Source organism: Streptomyces sp. TSRI0281 (assembly GCF_001905125.1).
Classification (GTDB): domain Bacteria; phylum Actinomycetota; class Actinomycetes; order Streptomycetales; family Streptomycetaceae; genus Streptomyces.
In genome coordinates this window covers 204,208-223,054 of sequence record NZ_LWLE01000005.1, presented here as the reverse complement: position 1 = coordinate 223,054, position 18,847 = coordinate 204,208, and the positions used below count along the sequence as shown (strand labels likewise).

Genomic DNA, 18,847 nt, shown 5'->3' with positions numbered 1-18,847 from the left:
GGGAGTCAGGAGAGATTCACCAGGCGGATGTAACGGACCCAGTCCCAGTTGTCTCCCGGATCGGTGTGGTCGCTGCCCGGCACCTGGTGGTGGCCGATGATGTGGGACCGGTCCTTCGTGATGCCGTGGCGATCGCAGATGTCCGCCGTCAGCTTCGCCGAACGCTCGTACATGGCGTCGGTGAAGTAGGCGGGTTGGTCCACCCAGCCCTCGTGCTCGATGCCGATGCTGCGGGTGTTGTAGTCCCAGTTCCCCGCGTGCCAGCCGATGTCCCGCTCCCGCACGCACTGGGCCACGTATCCGTCGCCCGAACGCACCACATAGTGGGCGGAGACCTGTTTGGCCGGATTCTGGAAGATGCCGATCGTCTCGTTGAACGTCTGCTGCGCGACATGGATGACGACGAAGTCGACCGGATACGCCGACGGCCGGGACGAGGACGTGTAGTTGGACGTGGACGCCGGTGCCCAGTGGGCCTCCGGATAATCCGTCTCGCCCGTCGATGAGGCCACGGCCCGTGCCGAGGCGGGGAGCAGCGTCGCCGCCACGGTGACGGCGGCGCCCTGAAGAAGTTTTCTGCGGTGCATCGGAACTCCTGTGGGGGAAGGGATGGTGACGCAGGATCAGGATCGAGGCAACACCGAGGCCGTCTGCCGAAGATGACGGTGGAGGCCGCGGTTCGGTTCCCCGGTGGGCAGCCATTCCTTGCGGATCTTGGCCACGCAGGTGTAGTTGGTGTCGCAGACATTGGCCAGCGGCGCCTCACCGGCCTGGCTGATCAGTTGGTACGCGTCGAGTTCGGAGAGCCCGTAGTCGCGGGCCAGCCACTGCACCAGGTCCAACTGCGAGATACGGAAGGCGTCTTCGAGGGGGCGGGCGGAACCGGTGGACATCAGATGGGTGTCGGACTCGATCCGTGGCCACGGCGTGGCGACCCCCTTCAGCAGCTCGACCAGCACCACCGTGTTCATCGCGCACTCCACGGCCACGCCGCAGGTCTCGCCCTCGCCCTGGCGGGCGTGCCCGTCGCCCAGACTCAGCAGCGCGCCTTCGACGTTGACGCCCAGATAGCAGGTCACCCCGGCCCGCATCTCGGGCGTGTCCATGTTGCCGCCGTGCGCGTCCGGCACCAGCGCCGACCGGACCTCCAGGTTGGCCGGGGCCACCCCCACCGTGCCGTGCATCGGATCCATCGGCAGTTCCACCTGGAAGTCGCTGTCCCGAGCGCTGAACAGGCAGGTGCGGCGCGCCCGGTCCAGCTGCCACATCCACACCACCTCGGGCAGCGGGGCCTGGAGCGAGGCCGTGGTGTGCGTGGAGGTCAGCGCCCCGAACAAGGGCACGGTCGTCGAGGCGGCCCAGTCCCTGGCCGGTTCGATCGACACGAAGTGCACCGCCACGGTGTCGCCCGGCTCGGCCCCCACCACATGGAACGGGCCCGTCTGCGGGTTGAGGTAGGGGAACTCGCACACCTCCGACACCAGGTCCTTGTCGGAGCGCACCCGTCCCGCGAAGCAGTCCTCGGTGTAGAGGTCGAGGTACGTACCCGGCTCGATCCGTGCCACCGGTGCGGCGCCGCCGAACGTCCAGGCGTACTCGCCCTCCCGCGGTCGAACGGTCAGAATCCTGGGGTCGCTCATCGCTGCTCATCTCCTGTCTCGGGCGGGGACTCGGGCTTGGTCCCGACAGCGGTCCCGGCCCCTTTCTTGGTCCCGGTCTCTTTCTTGGTCCCGGTCCTGGTCCTGGGATCGGTCTCAGGATTGCTCGTGGCGCCGGTCGTGGTCGCGGCGGTCCCGGGCCCGGCGGCCGTCTGCCACGCGGCCTCATCCAGATGGACCCGCCCGGTCTGCGCCACCCGCTCCGGATGGCGCCGCAGCAGTACCGCCAGGACGACGAGGCCGATGAGCATCCAGACGCCGACGACCGGGCCCGCGTACGACACGGGAGCGCTGAGCTCCGAGACGAAGTCGAAGGCGGGAATGCCCGCCGCGGTCAGCAGGGCCGGGACGAACGCCGCGATGCCCAGCACCGGGAAGAGGAGATGCAGTACGGGGTGGAAGGCGTCGCGGCGGCGCCGCAGGAAGTACCCGGCACAGGCCAGATCGACGACGATGTACACCCCGATGATGACCGTCACGATGATGGTGGCCAGCAGCACGAACGCCGTCACCGGGTCGTAGGCGAACCCCAGCCCGAGTGTCGCGCCGACCGCGATCACGAACTGCGCGGCCACTCCGGTGACCGGGGAACGGCGCCGGGGATGCAGGCGCGCGAAGGCGTGCGGAAACACCCGGATCCGGCCCAGCGCGAAGGCGGTCCGGGTGGAGACGTTCGCACAGGCGTTGGCGTTGGCCAGGGTCGAGTTGACGACGGCGAAGAACAGCAGCACCCAGAACAGCCCGAACGACGCGCGGGCCACGCCCTCCCAGGACGCGCTGCCGGACGTACCGAAATCGGCGAACCTGTCGGGCCCGAAGTACACCGACATGGCGTACGTGGTGAGGACGTACACGAGTCCGATCGAGAGCGCCGACCCGAGCACCGCACGCCGCATGGTGCGCCGCGGGTCCTTGGTCTCCTCCGCGAGAGGGGCCGCGGCCTCGAAGCCCGCGAACGCGAGGATCGTGTACACCGACCCTGCGAACACCGCACTGATGCCGTCGCCGCCGCTCGGGGCGTGTCCTGTGCCGAACACCGACAGGGTGTTGTCCGGGCCCGCCTTACCGATCAGCACCACCGCGAACCCGAGGAAGACCAGTACCTCGAAGATGCCGAGGACGGTGCCGAACCGGGCGGAGGCCCGCACTCCGAAGTACCCGGCGGCCGCGATGACGGCCGCCCCCAGCAGCGACCAGGGCCACCAGAGGTCGGCCGGGTAGGCGGGCCACTGTTCGTTCAGGGTGCCCGCGGTGGTGAAGCCGAGCTGGAGCAGCAGCAGCGCGGGGATCAGGGCCTCGACGAAGACATAGCCCCAGCCGACGAGGAAGCCGACGGCCGGATGCAGTCCCTGTGCGGAGTACGTGGCGACCGATCCGGCCGCCGGTAACCGCCGGGCCAGCTCCGCCACGCACGACGCGGTGAACAGACAGGCCACCAGCGCCACCAGGACGGACAGCGGCAGACTGCCCCCGGCGAACGCGGCACCGGCGGGGATGGACGCCGCGATGGCCGCGGCGGGCGCCATCGCCGTGATGCTCTGGAAGAGGACCTCGCGCAGTCCCAAAGCATCGCGCCGCAGTTCCGTGTGCGCTTCCCCCGGCCCTCCGTGACCTGACAACTCGTGACCTGACGACTCGTGATCCGGCAGCCCGTCATGTAACACCCCGTGACCCGGCACCCTGCGATGTGACACCCCGTGACTCCTCATGTCCGATGACCGGAAGGCGTTGTCCGATGTACGGCCGAGCGTCTGGCGGGGCCCACCGTACGGCCGTCGGGGAGGTGACGGAAGACGGCAGGTGTTCGGGGCCGGGTCGGGGGATCAGCCGGCGGCGCGGTTCCGCGCGGGCTCAGCCCTTCAGCGGGCGGGGGAGCTTGAGCGACGTCACCGAGGTCTCGATGCCGCTGTCGACCAGTCGGCCGTTCGCGTCGAACGCCTCCGCGCCGTCCGTCATCCCGAAGTCGTTGTCGTTGATGAGGGCGAGCGTGCTCCGGCCCGTGACCGCCACGCCTTCGATCTTGCCGGGCACTCCCGCGACCGTGCCGAGGTCGATGACCAGGCTCTTGCGCAGCACCCGCACACCGGCTGCCGAGGGGTTCGTCAGCTCCTCGTACGAGGGGGAGGCCGCCGGGTCGTCCCAGGCCGAGCCGAGGATGCCGGAGCCGTGGGGGAGCGTCACCCGGTGCAGTCGGGCCGCCTTGTCGGTGCGCTCCTCGACCAGCAGCGTGTTCCGGTCCAGGGCGACGACCGAGGAGATCTTCAGCTCGGACGTGTCGTCCTCGCCCGGGTCGACGACCTCGACCGGGTCGAACCGGTAGGCGTACTCGGCGGTCACCGCCTGCTTCTTCGTCGAGAAGCGCAGCAGCCGGACATTGCGCGAGGACTCGCCCGCGTCCACGTCGGGCAGCGAGAGAGGGCTCTGCACCGCCATCACCAGATCCCCGCCGGGCAGCAGGGCCAGCCCTTCGAAACCACGGTTGATCTTGCGGTGGAGCAGCACTCCGGGCAGGGCCTCGACGACGGGGTAGCCGGCGCCCTTCAGCCGCAGTCCCTCGGGTACGTAGCGGGCCAGCACCCGGCCGCGCGAGGAGACATGGACCAGGGAGGGGCCGTACTCGTCCACCAGCCAGAACGAGCCGTCCGCCGCACGGACGACGCCCTCGGTGTCCAGCCCGTTCGGGTGGTACGTGAGGGGGGTCAGCGCGTTGTACGTGTACGGGGCCTCGTCACGGCTCGCCTGGTTCGGCAGCCCCGTGACCGGCGCACCGGAACGCGTCGTGATCGGGATGGCGCTCAGCACCTTGATCTTCTTGCCACTGACCCGGATCTTCACGATCGCCGGATCGAAGCCCGCGACGGGGAACGTACGCCGCTTCTTGCCGTCGACCTTGATCTGGCCGTTCGGCCCGCGGTCCGTCACCGTCCAGAACTCGCCCTTACGACCGGCCGGGTAGATGTCGCTGCCGATGCCGCCGAGCTGGACACCCCGGTCGTCGGAGACCGTGCCGGGCAGCAGACCGTTGCTGAATCCGGCGAGCGGTAGGTCGCCCAGCACGGCGCTCCCGGTGATCCGCGCGGTCCGGTCGGGACGCTCGTGGTGTCCGTGGCGTTCCTGCGTACCGGCGGTCGCGGTGGCGGTGACACCGAGGGTGGACAGCAGGGCGAGCGGCAGCCCGACAGAAAGGGCACGACGGACAACACGCGTGGACATGGGGCCTCCTGGGGCACAAAGGTTCATCAGCGCCGTCAGGTTCCGCCCCCACGTACAACACCCGGTGACATCGAGTTGAACGTGAGGGCAGCAGATGGCGAACCCGGCCTCGCATGGCGCCGGGTTGCGGCGCCTCCGCACCCCGGCCTCGCATACACGCCCGGGAGCGGCGCCTCCGCCTCCGGCACAGGTACTGCCCCGCCCCCGGTACGTGTATGCGTCGGATCAGGCGTCGGCCGGCGACACCGCCAGCGCGCCCGCCGGATCGTCATCCGCAGGCCCGGCCGGCACCCAGCGGCCGCGTTCCTTGCGGTACGGCCACCACCGCCCGTCCCGCCCGTACCGGAGCTGGAGGTCGGCGCCCGTCACCGTCCAGCGGGCACGTCCGGCACGCAACTGCGGGCGCTCGCCCTCTTCCCAGGCCGCGGCGAGCTGCGCCCGCGCCCGCGCGAGGGATTCCGGGTCCGGCTCCCACTCCTCCTCCAGCACCGCGAGCGCGGCGCTGCCGCCGTACCGCCAGGCGCGCACGGCGATGTCCAGGTCGGCCCGCTGCCGACCGGAGCCGGCCGCGAGCCGGGTGGCGATCCACGGTTCGGGAGCGGTGTCGGCCGCCAGCCGTACCGCGTCCTGCTCCGGTGTCAACCCGACCGGCACCGGGCGGTGTTCGTGCGCCGGAGCCAGTGCTTCCCGCAGCATCCGGTGGGCCCGTACGGCACTGTCCGACGCCAGCAGTTCCAGCGCCGCCGGGTCGAGCCCCGGCGCCGGGTCGGTCTCCGTGTCCAGGGACGGCGGAAGACCCGGCTCGTCGGGTACCGGCGGAGGCGCGGGCAGCGGCGGCAGAATCCCTTCCGCGGCGTAGACCTCCTCGGCCGGAACGCCGTACCGGGCCGCGGGCGCACTCCGGTCCTCCGCGCCCGTCGGCTCCCCGCGCACCGACCGGACCGCTCGGGCGGCACTGCGCACCTGGAGCTCGTCCAGGAGCCGCCGCTCGTCGCGCCCCCGCAGCAGCAGCAACACGAACGGGTCCTCGTCCAGCAGCCGCGCCACCTGGTAGCACAGGGCGCCCGTGTGCGGGCAGTGGTCCCACGCCTCGCAGGCGCACTCGGGTTCCAGGTCACCGATGCCCGGCAGCAGATCCACCCCCGCCGCCGCCGCGTCCTCCACCAGGTGCGGCGGCATCTCCCGGTCCAGCAACGCCGCGATGTGTCCGGCCCGCTCGACCGCCATGTCCAGGAAGCGGTCCCACTCCTCCTCGCTCAGCTGCTGGAGCAGCACATCGCTGCGGTACGCCGTCGCGTCCCGCTCATGGACGACGGCGGTGATCCGGCCCGGCCGCACGGAGACCGCGCCGACCTTGCCCTCCCTGGCCAGTCGGCGCCCCTTCTTGAGCTGCTGACCGTCGAGGGCCGTGTCCTCCAGCGCCTTCAGCCACGCCTGGCCCCACCACGATGTGGCGAACCCGCGCCCGTGCGCCGGTGGCAGGGCCGCGAACGTACGCTCGGGACCTCCACGCCCCTCAGCTCCCCGGCCGTATCCGGGCTGTTCGCCCCGGTCGCCGTCCGGTTCGTCGCCCTGCCAGTCGCCGGGCCCGCCGCCCCGCTCGTCGTAGCCGCCGTCCTCGTACGCGTCCCCGTATGCGTCGCTCATCGTGCGCCCCCTCGCAGCTGGACCAGGTCGGCCAGTTCCGCATCGGTCAGTTCGGTCAGCGCGGCCTCGCCGGAACCCAGTACCGCGTCCGCGACTCCCTGCTTGCGGGCCAGCATCTCGGCGATCCGGTCCTCGATGGTGCCCTCGGCGATGAGCCGGTGCACCTGGACCGGCCGGGTCTGGCCGATCCGGTACGCGCGGTCCGTCGCCTGCGCCTCGACCGCCGGGTTCCACCAGCGGTCGAAGTGCACCACGTGCTCGGCCCGGGTGAGGTTGAGCCCGGTCCCGGCCGCCTTGAGCGACAGCAGGAAGACCGGGGCCTCGCCCGCCTGGAACCGCTGGACCATCTCCTCGCGCTGCGCGACGGACGTGCCGCCGTGCAGGAACTGGGTGGGCACCCCGCGCGCCGCCAGATGCCGTTCCAGCAGCCGGGCCATCTGCACGTACTGGGTGAACACCAGCACGCTCGCCTCCTCGGACAGGATCGTGTCGAGAAGTTCGTCCAGCAGCTCCACCTTGCCCGAACGGTCCGCGATCCTCGGCTGCTCCTCCTTGAGGTACTGCGCCGGGTGGTTGCAGATCTGCTTGAGCGCCGTCAGCAGCTTCATGACGAGCCCGCGCCGGGCGAATCCGTCGGATCCGGAGATCTCCGCCAGGGTCTCGCGCACCACCGCCTCGTACAGGCCCGTCTGCTCCGCCGTCAGCGACACCGCACGGTCGGTCTCCGTCTTCGGCGGCAGCTCCGGAGCGATGCCCGGGTCGGACTTGCGGCGCCGCAGCAGGAACGGGCGTACCAGGGAGGCGAGCCGCTCGGCGGCCGCCGGGTCGTTGCCGCCCTCGATCGCGGCGGCGTACCGGGTACGGAAGGTGCCGAGCCGGCCGAGGAGTCCCGGGGTCGTCCAGTCGAGGATCGCCCACAGCTCGGAGAGGTTGTTCTCCACCGGGGTGCCGGTGAGCGCGACGCGCGCCCGCGCGCCGATGGCCCGCAGCTGCTTCGCCGTGGCCGAATGCGGATTCTTGACGTGCTGCGCCTCGTCGGCGACGACCATTCCCCAGTTCGCCCCGGCGAGCCGGGGCGCGTCGAGGCGCATCGTGCCGTACGTGGTGAGGACGAACTCGCCGTCCGCGAGCCCTTCCAGGGAGCGCGCGGCACCGTGGAAGCGACGCACCGGCGTGCCCGGTGCGAACCTCTCGATCTCCCGTTGCCAATTGCCCATCAGGGACGTCGGGCACACCACCAGGGTCGGCCCGGCCGCTGCGGGATCGCTCTGGCGGTGCAGATGCAGGGCGATCAGGGTGATGGTCTTGCCGAGCCCCATGTCATCGGCGAGACATCCGCCGAGACCGAGTGAGGTCATGGTGTTCAGCCAGTTCAGGCCGCGCAGCTGATAGTCGCGCAAGGTCGCGGTGAGCGCCCCGGGCTGACCGATCGTCTGCTGTTCGCCCGACTCCGGGTCCGTGAGCCGGTCCCGTAGTTGCTCCAGCCAGCCCGTCGCCGCGACCTCGACCCGCTGCCCGTCCACCTCGGTGGAACCGGTCAGCACCGCGCCCAGCGCGTCCATGGGTGTGACCTTGCGGTCCTGGGACTCCCGGGCCCGTCGGGCCTCCTCGGGGTCGATGAGCACCCACTGGTCGCGCAGACGGACGACCGGCCTGCTGGACTCGGCGAGCCGGTCGATCTCCGCCCGGCTCAGCTTCTGGTCGCCCAGCGCGAACCGCCAGTTGAACGCGAGCAGCGCGTCGGCGGACAGGAACGAGGGAGCGTCCGACCCGGTGCCGGCGTGGGCTTTGGAGCCGTCCTTCGACCGGGTTGGGCCGTCCTTCGAGCCGGTCGGGCCGTCATCCGGGTCGGGCGGTCCGATCACCGCGCGTGCGGTGAGCTTTCTGGCCAGTTCCTTGGGCCAGTGCACCTGAACACCCGTCGCGGCCAGTGCCCGTGCGGCGGGGCCCAGCAGCTCGGCGATCTCCTCGTCGGCCGGTTCGACCGAGTCGGGCACCGCAGCCGACAGCAGCGGGGCCAGCGGAGGCCAGGCGCGGGCGGCGCGGCGCAGCGCGAGCAGGGCGTCCATCCGGGCCCGCGGGCCGAATGCCGCAGCGGTCGGCGCGCTTCCCGCCCATACCTCGGCCGCGTCGGCGACCAGGGTGGGGTCGCTGACGCTGTGGATCTGCAGGACGGCCCGGAACGACGGTCCACGGTCACTCGGCTGCGACTGCCCGTGAGGGGGACGGTTCCGGTGCGAGTCGTGGTCGGAGCCGGTCGCGGTGAAGGGTTCGGCCGGCTCCGACATCTCGATCCGCAGGGAGAGCCGTACGCCCGCGTCATGACCGGCCGCGACATCGGCCGCCCAGCCCCGCAGACCGGGGAGCTGTTGCGGCGCATCGGCGGCGAAGGCGGGGCCCGTTGTGGTGAACGAGGCGGCGGGCGTTCGGGGCAGCCCGTCGGCCACCGCATCCAGGAACGCCCGCAGCAGCCGCTCCGGTTCGGGCAACAGCACCGGCCGGCCCGCCGCCGTGTCCGGGCCTGCGTCCAGCGGCACCGCGTGGGCGGTGGGCGGCATGGACGCCGCCAGCTCCCGGATCCGCGCGAGGTCGTCCGAGGTCAGCGGACCGGCCCGCCACGCATCGTGGTCCAAGGGGCTCAGCCCCGGCAGCAGCAGCCCACGGGCGACGAGTTGGAGCGCGAGGATTCCGGCGGCTCCCCAGAAGGCGGTCGCGGGGGAGGCGTGCCCGCTCACCCGCGCCCGTGTGAGGACAGCGAGGGCATCCCGCACGGGCAGGTGCAGAGCCGGTACGGCATGCGGCTGCGCATCGGCTCCTACGACGGTCAGTTCCCTCGAAATCCCGGGAGTCGCGGGCGGGGTGCTACCGTCCGGGTTCCAGAACGCGATCAGGCCGCTACGGGCCGGATCCGCGGGGAGGAAGACTGCGGAGCAGCGGGACAGTTCAGAAATCTCGGAAAGCGTTGCCGCAGGGTGCAGGTGCACAGCGATGTCAGATTCCTCAAATTTGACTAGTGGGTCGGGGTCGCCGAGGGTACTCCACCCGTCGTCTCTTCCGGCAATTCTGCGCCGTGATCCCCATCACTTTCCTCTGCCTTCCGGTCTCGTGGTGCAGCCAGCACCACCGTGGGACACGGGGGCAAACCCCCGGAGAACCAGGGTGGTGGCGCCATGGCTGCCACAAGCCCCCAATCCGTACGTTCTACAAGGTCAGCGCACATGCCCAGAGATCCGGAGATGTCATGCCCCAGGCGATAGCCACCGTTGCGGAGCCCGCCCGCGACGGATCGGACAGTTCCGGAAGTACGGGAAGTGTCGCGCGTGCCGCAGGCGCGGATTCGGAGAACCCGGTTTCACAGGCCCCGGTTCCGCAGGGGCAGGGCGCCGAGCGATCCGGTTCCGAGAGCGCCGCGAGCACCGGGAGTTCAGGGAGCGATTTTGCCCCTCTTCTGAGGGCTGTCAAGGGGCAAGGGCTCCTGGAGCGGCGCACCGGCTGGTACGGGGCGGGCATCGCGGTCAACCTGGTGGCCCTGGGCGCGGTGATCACCGCTCTCGTGCTCCTGGGCAACACCTGGTGGACGCTGCTCCTCACGCTGCCGCTGGCGATCCTGTGGACCCGTACCGCCTTCGTCGGACACGACGCGGGACACGCCCAGATATCCGGTGACCGCAGGACGAGCCGCATCATCGGGCTCGTCCACGCCAATCTGCTCCTCGGCATGAACGAGGCGTGGTGGAACGACAAGCACGTGCGCCACCACGCCAACCCCAACCACATCGACAAGGATCCCGACGTCGGCGTCGGCGCTCTTGTCTGGACCCAGAAGCAGGCGGCGCAGCGCGAAGGCTTCGCCCGCTGGCTCACCCGCAACCAGGCCCGGCTCTTCTTCCCGATGCTGCTCCTCGAAGGCATCGCCCTGAAGATCTACGGCTTCCAGTTCCTGCGGCGTCAGCCCGTCAGGGAGCGCGCCCTTTCCGGTCTGCTGCTGGCCGGGCACCTGGCGCTGTACGCCACGCTGCTGCTGACCACCATGTCCCTCGGCAAGGCCGTCGTGTTCGCCCTGGTGCACCACGCGCTGTTCGGCCTCCATCTCGGCATGGCCTTCGCCCCGAACCACAAGGGCATGGAGATGCCCGACCCGGACGGCGACCGCTGGGGCCACCTGCAGCGACAGGTGCTGACCTCGCGGAACGTACGCGGGGCCGTCCTCACCGACTGGTTCCTGGGGGGCCTGAACTACCAGATCGAGCACCACCTCTTCCCGAGCATGCCGCGCCCTCACCTGCGACTGGCCCAGCCGCTGGTCAAGGCCCACTGCAAGGACATCGGGATGCCGTACGCGGAGACCGGACTCATCGAGTCCTACCGCCAGGCGCTGACCCACATGCACGAGGTCGGCGAACCGCTGCGATAGTCGCGGCCGCGTGGCGGAACCGATGGGCGCGTACAAGCGTTCACACAACAGGAGCGGCTCCGGCCGCGAAGGAGGCGTGGACCATGTCGAACGGTGCGAAGATCGCCATCGGGGGAGTTGTCGCGGCGGCCGTCCTGTGGCCCCTCATCGGATTCTGGTGGGCGCTGCTGGTGCTGATCGGCGTCCCCGTCGTGGGATATCTGATGCTTGACCCGTCCCAGCGGCGCCGGCTCCGCAGGATCAGCCGCAAGGAGATAGGCCGCTGACCCCGGCCAACCGGACAGTCGTACGGCGGCGCCCACAGCGGGGCGCCGCCCGCCGGTCTGTTCGTACGTCGCGGAGAACGCGGGCCTGACTCCTGAGCCTCCGCCCGGCCGGGGTGAAGCCGGAATCAGGCGGGTCGCACGGCCAAGTCGTCCAGCGCCTTCAGCAGGCCGGGCAGCTCGGGGCCGCGGCCCACGGTGAGGATCTCGCCCGGCGTCTCGTCCAGCAGGATGAACGCGATGTCGTCGGTCCTGGCCACCAGCGACCAGCCCGGACCATCGGCGCGCAGCGTGCGGGCGTCGTCGGAGGCGAAGGAGGAACGCACCCGGCCGGGCGGCGGTGGGGAGTGCGTATAGGCACGGGCCTCCTCCAGCACCCGGCGCACACCGGGGTGCTGCCTGGACTGCACGTTCCCGTTCGGTGCCCCGGAATTCTCGGTGGCCGCATCCGCCTCTCGCTCCCCGCCGGGCCCGGAGTTCCCAGCCCCCACGGTCGCCGCTTCCTCGCGCAAGGTTTCCGCAGCCGCCGCTTCCTTGTCCACCGTCCCACCGGCCACCGCTACCTCGCGCAACGCCTCCCCGGGCCGGGTGAACGCCGAGTCGTCTATCTGTTCGCGCCAGGTCGCCCACTGCGCGGCGATCTCGTCCGCCCCGAGGCGCCGCTGCGCCGGCCCCCAGGCGTCCGTGTCGGGCGGCGTCAACGGGGCGGGACCCACCCCTTCGGCCTCCGGATCCGGCAGTGGATCGTGCGGCGCGGGAACACCGGGCGCGGCGACGGCCACGGCGAGCGGCCAGCCCGGCAGCGCGCACACCACGGATCGGTCGTCGGGAGAGAGGTCGTAATCCATTCCGCAGTCCCAGGCGGCGATGGCGACCGCGACCAGCGAGACGTCCTCCACGACCACGGTCCAGCGGGCACCGTTGCCGTCCTGGCCGAGGACCAGACCGTAGCCCTCCTCGTACGGTTCGAGGGCGAGCGTCCGGCAGGCGGCCACATAGTCGTCACCCAGCACGCTCGGGAACTGCGCGGGGGTGAGCAGCACCGCGGTCAGCACAAACAGTGCGTCGTCGTCGGCGACCGTGTCGTCCGTCCCGGCCACAGCATCCTCCTCATCGCTCATCGCTTGGTCCGTCGGCGCACCCTAACTACTCGGTAACCCTGTAGTCGAGGGCCTGACAAGCGGGGCTACGGGGGCGGCCGGCGGGCATCCGGTGTGCCGCGGAACAGCCGCGTGCACGGGTGAGTCCCGCGTAGGGTTGGGCCTCCGGCCGAACAGGGGGACATCGTGGTGAAAAGGTACGACCGGCTGAAGGAGATTCAGCGGCTCGATCCGGAGCGGGACTTCCTGGAGATCTACCGCCTCACCGTCACCTACGAGTTCCCCTGGGACATCACCCGGGCTCTCGAACTGGCCCTCTACCGCACCTATGCCGTCCCCAGCATCGGACGACTCCTCGCCGAGACCGCCGAACTGACGGAGCGTTCGCAGAAGCGGTACGACGACACCGCCCTGCTTCTCGACACCATCGTGGAGCACGGTTTTGACGCCGAACAGGGGCGTACCGCCGTCCGGCGGATCAATCAGATGCACCGCGGCTACGACATCAGCGATGACGACATGCGCTACGTTCTGTGCACCTTCGTCGTCACGCCGAAGCGCTGGCTCGACACCTACGGCTGGCGCAGGCTGTCCGACCATGAACTGCGCGCCTTCGCCGCGTACTACCGCACGTTCGGCGCCCAGCTCGGCATCAAGGACGTGCCCCGGACGTACGAGGACTTCGAGCGCACCCTCGACACCTACGAGCGTGAGCACTTCGGCTGGGACGAGGGGGGCCGCAGGGTCTCCGACGCCACGTTGGACCTGATGGCTTCCTGGTACCCGGCCGTGCTGGCACCCGCCGTGCGCGGCGCCGGCCTCGCGCTCCTCGACGATTCGCTGCTGCGGGCGTTCCGGTACGAGCGGCCGGGGGCCGTCGCCCGCAGGCTCACCCATGGCGCGCTGCGGCTGCGCGCCCGCGCCGTACGGCTCCTGCCGCCCCGGAGGGCACCGCACTACGCCCGCCAGAACCCCGAGATCAGGGGATACCCGGACGGATATGAGATTGCCGGACTCGGAACGTTCCCCACACCGGGTGTGCGCGGCTGCCCGGTCCCGCGCGGCCGGACGTCGGACGTTCCGGCCGAGTGAGTCCAAGCTGGTCCGGAGCTGACGCCGTTCGGCCTCGCCGGTCGCCCGCGCGATCGTGGGCACGCCCCGCCGGAACGGATCGTCCAGCTCTTCCGCGCGCAGCGTCCGGGCAGCGCAACCCCTTCCGACCGCCGGCACGGGCGAGCGGTATCAGACCGTACGGACGGCGAGTGCCAGGAAGCGGTCGTCCTCGTCGGTGTACGAGTCCAGCCGCCATCCGGAACGGGCCAGCAGCGGACCGAGCCGGGGCTCGGCCCGCAGATCGTCATCGGTGATGCTGCGGCCGTGGCGCGCGGCCAGCGCGGCCCGGCCGATCGGATGGAACAGGGCCAGCAGCCCGCCCGTCCGCACGACCCGCGCCAGCTCCCTCAAATCCTCCGCCGGTTGCGAGAGATGGGAGATCAGTCCGGCGCCGAACACCGCGTCCAGCGCTCCGGTACGGAGCGGCAGCCGTCCGGCGTCGGCGAGCAGCAGGACCCCGCTCCGCCCGCGCCCGGCCCGTGCCGCCTCCTTTAGCATCGCGGGCGTGAGGTCCACGCCGAGCACGGTGCCGCCGGATCCGACGGCGGAGCGCAGAGCCGGCAGCGCCCGGCCCGTACCGCAGCCCGCGTCGAGCACGGCGTCTCCGGGGCGGAGCCCCAGTGCACCCACCGCGGCGTCGTAGGCCGGCCCGTCGTCGGGAAATCGGCTGTCCCAGTCGGCCGCACGGGCAGTGAAGAAGTCCTGGATGTGTGCGTGGTCATCGGCCATATGGACATGATCGCGCAGTCGGCGTCCGAACGAAACGGGAAGAAACGCTGCGCACGTTCGAGCGCTGAGCGGTCGTTCGGGAGCTCCTGGGAGATCCGTGAGAAACGCGGCGGGTACGGGGCAGTCGCCCCGTACCCGCCGCGCATTTGCCCGAGGGACGGATTCTCCGTGAGGCGATCAACGGCCTTCGGGCGCTGTGGCGGCCGGACGGCGTGGGATCACCCGTCAGACATTGACGCCGTAGTCGGACGCGATCCCCGCGAGCCCCGATGCGTACCCCTGGCCCACGGCGCGGAACTTCCACTCCGTACCGTGCCGGTACAGCTCGCCGAACACCATCGCCGTCTCGGTCGACGCGTCCTCGCTGAGGTCGTAGCGCGCCAGCTCGACGCCGTTCGCCCGGTTCACCACGCGGATGAACGCGTTGCGCACCTGGCCGAAGCTCTGGCCGCGGCTCTGGGCGTCGTGGATCGACACCGGGAACACGATCTTCGCGATCTCGACCGGGACCCCGGACAGGTCGACGTCGATGGACTCGTCGTCGCCCTCGCCCTCACCCGTCAGGTTGTCGCCGGTGTGGCGGACGGAACCGTCGGGACTGTTGAGGTTGTTGTAGAACACGAAGTGCGCGTCGGAGAGAACCTTTCCGGTCTCGGAGCACAGCAGCGCACTGGCATCGAGGTCGTGATCGGCTCCGGTCGTGGTACGTACGTCCCAGCCCAGGCCGACCGTCACGGCGGTCAGGCCGGGCGCCTCCTTCGTCAGGGAGACGTTGCCGCCCTTCGCCAGGGTCACACCCATGAATTTTCCTCCAGTGCTACGTCGATCCGCACGGCTCGGCCGTGCTGTTCTGCCGTCACTTACGTGAACGCGTGGCGCAGTCGTCAAGGTTCCCTGATTGCGCAAGTCATGAAGTGATGATGATGAAGACGCCGGGATGGTGAAGGCGCCGTGGGCCGCGACGGCGGGTGATGCGCGAAGGCGCCGCGGGCCGCGGAGATGTCGCGGGTCGAGAAGGTGTTGTGGGCCGCGAGGGTGCTGCGGGGGTACGGGGCCGGCGGGTGGCGTGCACGCGCCGGGCGCCGTGCGGCCGGTGATCGCCGCACGCGCAGGTATCCGCCCCCTGCGCCGTGCTCTCGCGGTTCACCGGGGCTCGTCCTCCTTCATGGCCTTGGCCTCGCTCTTGAGGATGCGCATCGACTTCCCCAGGGCGCGCGCCGTGTCCGGCAGCTTCTTCGAACCGAACAGCACGATGAGCACGATGGCCACGATCAGCAGGTGCCAGGGCTCCAGGCCGTTGCGCAACATTCTGGTCCCGCCCTTCTCTCCGTCCGCACGACAACAGTTGCCGCATTGCGCAACTGTATAACCATGGCTGGATCTCGAAGCAATGCCCCCTCGCCCCCCTCGCCCCTTTCGGCCCGCTCGCCCCGCTCGGCATCACGGTGCGGTGTTCCCGCGGTCGTAGCGTCTGCGGGCTGCCGCCAGCCCGATCGCGTACAGCCCGAGGACCGTGCCGAGGAGCAGGTAGTAGAGCGGCGGCAGGGCGGCCATTCCCAGCAGGGGGCCCAGCGCGGTGAAGGGCAGCAGCACACCCACGGCGGCGAGCCCGGCGGCCGCAGCGCGCAGTGGCCCGCCGGCCTTGCGTTCGGCGGCGTTACGGCCGGTACGCAGCAGCATCATGACGAGGGCCTGGGTGAGCAGGTTCTCGGTGAACCATCCCGCGTGGAACGCGGCCTCGCCGCCCGGTGCGGCCGTGTCGCGCAGAGCCAGGGCGAGCACGCCGAAGGTGGCGAGGTCGGCGGCGGCGTTGAGCAGGCCGAAGCCCGTGATGAACCGCAGGAAGTCGCGGGGGCGGAGCACGGTGGGACGGCGCAGGACCGCGGCGGCGGGCCGGTCGAACGCGAACGCGAGCTGTGCCGCGTCGGAGCAGAGGTTCTGCACGAGCACCTGCGCCGGGAGCATGGGGAGGAACGGCAGCAGCAGGCCAGCGGTCAGCATCGCGAGGACGTTGCCGAGATTCGACGAGAGCGTGATGCGCAGATAGGTGGCGATGTTGCCGCTGCTGCGGCGCCCCGCGACCACGGCCCGGTCGATCGCGGTCAGGTCCTTCTCGGCCAGGACGACATCCGCCGCCTCCCGGGCGACGTCGACCGCGTTGCGCGGGCAGATCCCGACATCGGCGGCGTGCAACGCGGGCAGGTCGTTGACGCCGTCACCGAGGAATCCGGTGGTGTGCCCGCCCGCGCGGAGTGCCGAGACGATGCGTGCCTTGTGCTCCGGGGCGCAGCGGGCGAACACGGTGGCCCGGTCCGCCAGCCGTGCCAGCTCCTCGTCCGACAGCGTGTCGATCCGTTCGGCCGTCACGACCTCGCCGGGTGGCAGCCCGAGGTCGTGACAGACACGGGCCGCCGTGCCGGGATGGTCGCCGGTGAGGACCTTCACGGCGATGCCCCGCGCCGCCAGGACGCCGAGCGCGTCGGCGGCGCTCGGCGCGGGGACGTCGCGGAGGGTGACCAGGCCGAGGAACGTCAGCCCTCGCTCGTCGGCCGGGGTGTAGGCGCGCGCACTCGCGGGTCGGTCGGCACGGGCCACGGCGAGCAGCCGCAGCCCGCGCCCGGCCTCCCGGGCGGCACGGGCGAGCAGCCGTTCGCGCTCGCCGTCGTCCAGTACGCATCGGTCGAGTACGGCTTCGACGGCGCCCTTCGTGACCAGCGTGTGGATGCCGGGACGGCCGGGCCGCCGGACCACGGCGGAGGCGAGACGGCGCACCGGATCGAACGGCAACGCGGCCACCCCGTCGTACACGGACAACGGTGAGCTCCCGTCGCCTGCGGCCGCGTGGTCCTCCGCCGCGTCCAGTACCGCCTCGTCCAGCGCGTCGGGTGCGGGCAGCTCGGCGAGCTGCAGGGTCCACAGCGCGCCGACCGCGGCCCACTGGAGTACTTCGGGGTCGGGCCGCCCCTCCCCGTCCAGCGCACCTTCCACGACGGGCCGGTCCTCCGTCAGGGTGCCTGTCTTGTCCAGACACAGGACATCGACCGCCCCGAGATCGTGCAGTGCGGGCAGCCGCTTGACGATGACACCGCTCGTACGGGCGAGCCGGGAGGCACCCCGCGCCAGCGCCGTCGTGACGATGACGGGCAGCATCTCGGGAGTGAGGCCGACGGCCACGGCGACGGCGAACGGCAACGTCTCAAGACCCCGGCCGCGCAGTGCCGCGTTGGCCATGAGGACCAGGGGCGGTGTGAGCAGCATGAAGCGGATCAGGGTCCAGGAGATGCCCTGCACCGACCGGTCGAAGGCACTGGCGCCCCGGCGGCGGGCCCGGCCGTCGTGGGCGGCGGCGAACCAGGTGTTCCCTCCGGTCGTGACGACGACCGCCGTTGCGCTGCCGGACGTCACACTGCTGCCCTGGAAGCAGAGGTGCGGCTGTGCGAACGGGCCGGACGGGGACGCGGGTGGTTCCGGGGCGTCGACGGGGTGTTTGGGCACCGGCGCCGACTCTCCGGTGAGGGCCGACTGATGCACGGTGAGGCCACTGGCGCGCAACAGCCGTACGTCGGCGGCTACGAGATCTCCCGGCCCGAGCCGGATCACATCGCCCGGCACCAGCTCGGCCACGGGCACCTCACGGGCACGTGGTGCGGCGTCCGCGGACGTACGGCGCAGCACGGTCGCCGTGGTCGCCACCAGCTCCCTGAGTGCCGCGGCCGACCGGTCGGCGCGGTGTTCCTCGCCGGAGCGCAGCAGACAGCTGACCAGGACGAGAACCAGAGTCACGCAGGCCGTGCCCCATGCCGACACAAGTGCCGACACCAGGCCCAGACAGAGGAGCACGGAGGTGAACGGGTCGCGGAAGCTGGCCAGGAAGCGCCGGGGCCAGGAGACGGGACGCCACGCGGGAAGAACGTTCTCGCCGAGGCGGGTCACACGCTCTTCGGCGACGCTCTCCAGCAGTCCCCGCGGGCCGCTGTCCAGTGAGCGCAGCACTTGGAGCGAGGTCGCCCCGGCACCGTCACGACCAGCCGCACCCGCCTTGCCGCGGCTGTCTGAACCGGCACGGCTTCCCGCATGACTGCCCGCACCGGAGATCAGGGGTATCACCACGGCCGACGCGTCGTCCCGGTCCGTGCGGCCCGGCCCTGCGGCTGCGCTCCTGTCAGGCACCGAGCTCACGCAGGCGGACGGGGTGCGCGGCCGAGTGCCCGGCACGCTCCGCCAGCTGGCCGACCATGAGCCGCACCACAGTCACCACGCCGGGATCGTCGACCAGATAGACCTGGCGGCGTCCCTCACGGCGCGACCGTACGAGTCCGGCCAATTTCAACTTCGTCAGATGCTGGCTCACCGAGGGCAGGGTGCCGCCCACCCGGTCGGCAAGACCGGTCACATCGCACTCGCCCTGGGACAGCGTCCACACGATGTGCAGCCGTGCCGGTGACGCCAGGAGCCCGAACGCGGCTGCCGCCTCGGCCAGCACCTCCGCGGGCGGATCCTGGAAACCGCCGCCGGAACCTGTCGACACGCTTGACCTCTCCCGTTCACGGGGCCGTCCGCACGCACCCGTCGCCGCACGTCTTCCCTGTACCGACAGGGCCAGCCACCCGAAAGAGTCAGTGTAGAGGCCCGCGCCCGCTCGCTGAGCGGCCGATCCGGGCACCGTTCAGCGTCCCGTGGCCATGCTGTCCACGTGCCGGCACCGGACGT

Annotated in this window: 15 protein-coding genes and 1 pseudogene; 3 read left to right on the top strand and 13 right to left on the bottom strand. The window is 71.1% G+C overall.

All coding sequences use genetic code 11. The annotated features are described in order from the left end of the window. Positions 1-5: 5 nt before the first annotated feature. From A6A29_RS12585 to A6A29_RS12560, 6 genes are all read right to left on the bottom strand, one after another. Positions 6-587 carry an N-acetylmuramoyl-L-alanine amidase gene (locus tag A6A29_RS12585; protein ID WP_073720120.1) on the bottom strand — a complete coding sequence of 194 codons (582 nt, stop codon included), beginning with the start codon at positions 585-587 and terminating at the stop codon, positions 6-8. Between the two features lie 36 nt (positions 588-623). Beyond that, the gene (locus tag A6A29_RS12580) at positions 624-1,640 is read right to left on the bottom strand and encodes an acetamidase/formamidase family protein (protein WP_073720119.1); all 1,017 of its coding nucleotides are present in this window, start codon (positions 1,638-1,640) and stop codon (positions 624-626) included. Next, the gene (locus tag A6A29_RS12575; protein WP_241838439.1) at positions 1,637-3,223 is read right to left on the bottom strand and encodes an APC family permease; all 1,587 of its coding nucleotides are present in this window, start codon (positions 3,221-3,223) and stop codon (positions 1,637-1,639) included. The genes A6A29_RS12580 and A6A29_RS12575 overlap by 4 nt, the downstream gene beginning before the upstream one ends. 286 nt (positions 3,224-3,509) lie before the next feature. Beyond that, on the bottom strand, positions 3,510-4,871 hold the full coding sequence (locus A6A29_RS12570) for an esterase-like activity of phytase family protein (RefSeq protein ID WP_385727186.1): 1,362 nt from the start codon (positions 4,869-4,871) through the stop codon (positions 3,510-3,512). A gap of 225 nt (positions 4,872-5,096) precedes the next feature. Then, positions 5,097-6,518, bottom strand: a complete 1,422-nt coding sequence (locus tag A6A29_RS12565) for an SWIM zinc finger family protein (protein WP_241838438.1) — start codon at positions 6,516-6,518, stop codon at positions 5,097-5,099. Beyond that, on the bottom strand, positions 6,515-9,502 hold the full coding sequence (locus tag A6A29_RS12560; protein WP_073720117.1) for a DEAD/DEAH box helicase: 2,988 nt from the start codon (positions 9,500-9,502) through the stop codon (positions 6,515-6,517). Before A6A29_RS12560 ends, A6A29_RS12565 begins: the two co-directional genes overlap by 4 nt. Positions 9,503-9,759: 257 nt before the next feature. Between A6A29_RS12560 and A6A29_RS12555 the strand changes: the two genes are divergently transcribed. Both A6A29_RS12555 and A6A29_RS12550 read left to right on the top strand, forming a co-directional pair. Next, on the top strand, positions 9,760-10,932 hold the full coding sequence (locus tag A6A29_RS12555) for an acyl-CoA desaturase (protein WP_079182715.1): 1,173 nt from the start codon (positions 9,760-9,762) through the stop codon (positions 10,930-10,932). 83 nt (positions 10,933-11,015) lie between these two features. Continuing rightward, positions 11,016-11,198 (top strand): hypothetical protein, encoded by a 183-nt coding sequence (locus A6A29_RS12550; RefSeq protein WP_073720116.1) that lies wholly within the window; start codon positions 11,016-11,018, stop codon positions 11,196-11,198. 125 nt (positions 11,199-11,323) lie between these two features. On the opposite strand, the gene A6A29_RS12545 is transcribed toward A6A29_RS12550, so the two are convergent. After that, positions 11,324-12,316 carry a hypothetical protein gene (locus tag A6A29_RS12545; RefSeq protein ID WP_198953051.1) on the bottom strand — a complete coding sequence of 331 codons (993 nt, stop codon included), beginning with the start codon at positions 12,314-12,316 and terminating at the stop codon, positions 11,324-11,326. Positions 12,317-12,481: 165 nt separating this feature from the next. Here A6A29_RS12545 and A6A29_RS12540 point away from each other — a divergent pair, with 165 nt between their 5' ends. Continuing rightward, positions 12,482-13,387, top strand: a complete 906-nt coding sequence (locus A6A29_RS12540) for an oxygenase MpaB family protein (RefSeq protein WP_073720114.1) — start codon at positions 12,482-12,484, stop codon at positions 13,385-13,387. Here A6A29_RS12540 and A6A29_RS48010 read toward each other — a convergent pair. The 6 genes and pseudogenes from A6A29_RS48010 to A6A29_RS12510 form a co-directional block, all read right to left on the bottom strand. Beyond that, a pseudogene (locus A6A29_RS48010) lies at positions 13,382-13,495 on the bottom strand (PadR family transcriptional regulator); the annotation flags it as partial. The gene A6A29_RS12540 and the pseudogene A6A29_RS48010 overlap by 6 nt on opposite strands. A 42-nt stretch (positions 13,496-13,537) precedes the next feature. Further along, complete coding sequence (locus tag A6A29_RS12530) at positions 13,538-14,137, bottom strand: class I SAM-dependent methyltransferase (RefSeq protein ID WP_073720113.1); 600 nt, start codon at positions 14,135-14,137, stop codon at positions 13,538-13,540. A 225-nt stretch (positions 14,138-14,362) separates the two neighbouring features. After that, a complete protein-coding gene (locus A6A29_RS12525; protein WP_073720112.1) occupies positions 14,363-14,938 on the bottom strand; it encodes a TerD family protein in 576 nt (191 codons plus the stop codon). A gap of 342 nt (positions 14,939-15,280) precedes the next feature. Next, positions 15,281-15,445 carry a Sec-independent protein translocase subunit TatA gene (gene tatA / locus A6A29_RS12520; RefSeq protein ID WP_073720111.1) on the bottom strand — a complete coding sequence of 55 codons (165 nt, stop codon included), beginning with the start codon at positions 15,443-15,445 and terminating at the stop codon, positions 15,281-15,283. Positions 15,446-15,577: 132 nt separating this feature from the next. Then, positions 15,578-18,316: a magnesium-translocating P-type ATPase gene (gene mgtA, locus A6A29_RS12515; protein ID WP_073720156.1), complete on the bottom strand. Its 2,739-nt coding sequence runs from the start codon at positions 18,314-18,316 to the stop codon at positions 15,578-15,580. Further along, positions 18,300-18,665: an ArsR/SmtB family transcription factor gene (locus A6A29_RS12510; protein ID WP_073720110.1), complete on the bottom strand. Its 366-nt coding sequence runs from the start codon at positions 18,663-18,665 to the stop codon at positions 18,300-18,302. Before A6A29_RS12510 ends, mgtA begins: the two co-directional genes overlap by 17 nt. Positions 18,666-18,847: the final 182 nt, after the last annotated feature.

Excerpts from the sequence above, each read along its gene's own strand:
- A6A29_RS12585 (WP_073720120.1), bottom strand. The coding sequence starts at position 587 with ATGCACCGCAGAAAACTTCTTCAGGGCGCCGCCGTCACCGTGGCGGCG.
- A6A29_RS12580 (WP_073720119.1), bottom strand. The coding sequence starts at position 1,640 with ATGAGCGACCCCAGGATTCTGACCGTTCGACCGCGGGAGGGCGAGTAC.
- A6A29_RS12570 (WP_385727186.1), bottom strand. The coding sequence starts at position 4,871 with ATGTCCACGCGTGTTGTCCGTCGTGCCCTTTCTGTCGGGCTGCCGCTC.
- A6A29_RS12565 (WP_241838438.1), bottom strand. The coding sequence starts at position 6,518 with ATGAGCGACGCATACGGGGACGCGTACGAGGACGGCGGCTACGACGAG.
- A6A29_RS12555 (WP_079182715.1), top strand. The coding sequence starts at position 9,760 with ATGCCCCAGGCGATAGCCACCGTTGCGGAGCCCGCCCGCGACGGATCG.
- A6A29_RS12550 (WP_073720116.1), top strand. The coding sequence starts at position 11,016 with ATGTCGAACGGTGCGAAGATCGCCATCGGGGGAGTTGTCGCGGCGGCC.
- A6A29_RS12545 (WP_198953051.1), bottom strand. The coding sequence starts at position 12,316 with ATGAGCGATGAGGAGGATGCTGTGGCCGGGACGGACGACACGGTCGCC.
- A6A29_RS12530 (WP_073720113.1), bottom strand. The coding sequence starts at position 14,137 with ATGGCCGATGACCACGCACACATCCAGGACTTCTTCACTGCCCGTGCG.
- A6A29_RS12525 (WP_073720112.1), bottom strand. The coding sequence starts at position 14,938 with ATGGGTGTGACCCTGGCGAAGGGCGGCAACGTCTCCCTGACGAAGGAG.
- tatA (WP_073720111.1), bottom strand. The coding sequence starts at position 15,445 with ATGTTGCGCAACGGCCTGGAGCCCTGGCACCTGCTGATCGTGGCCATC.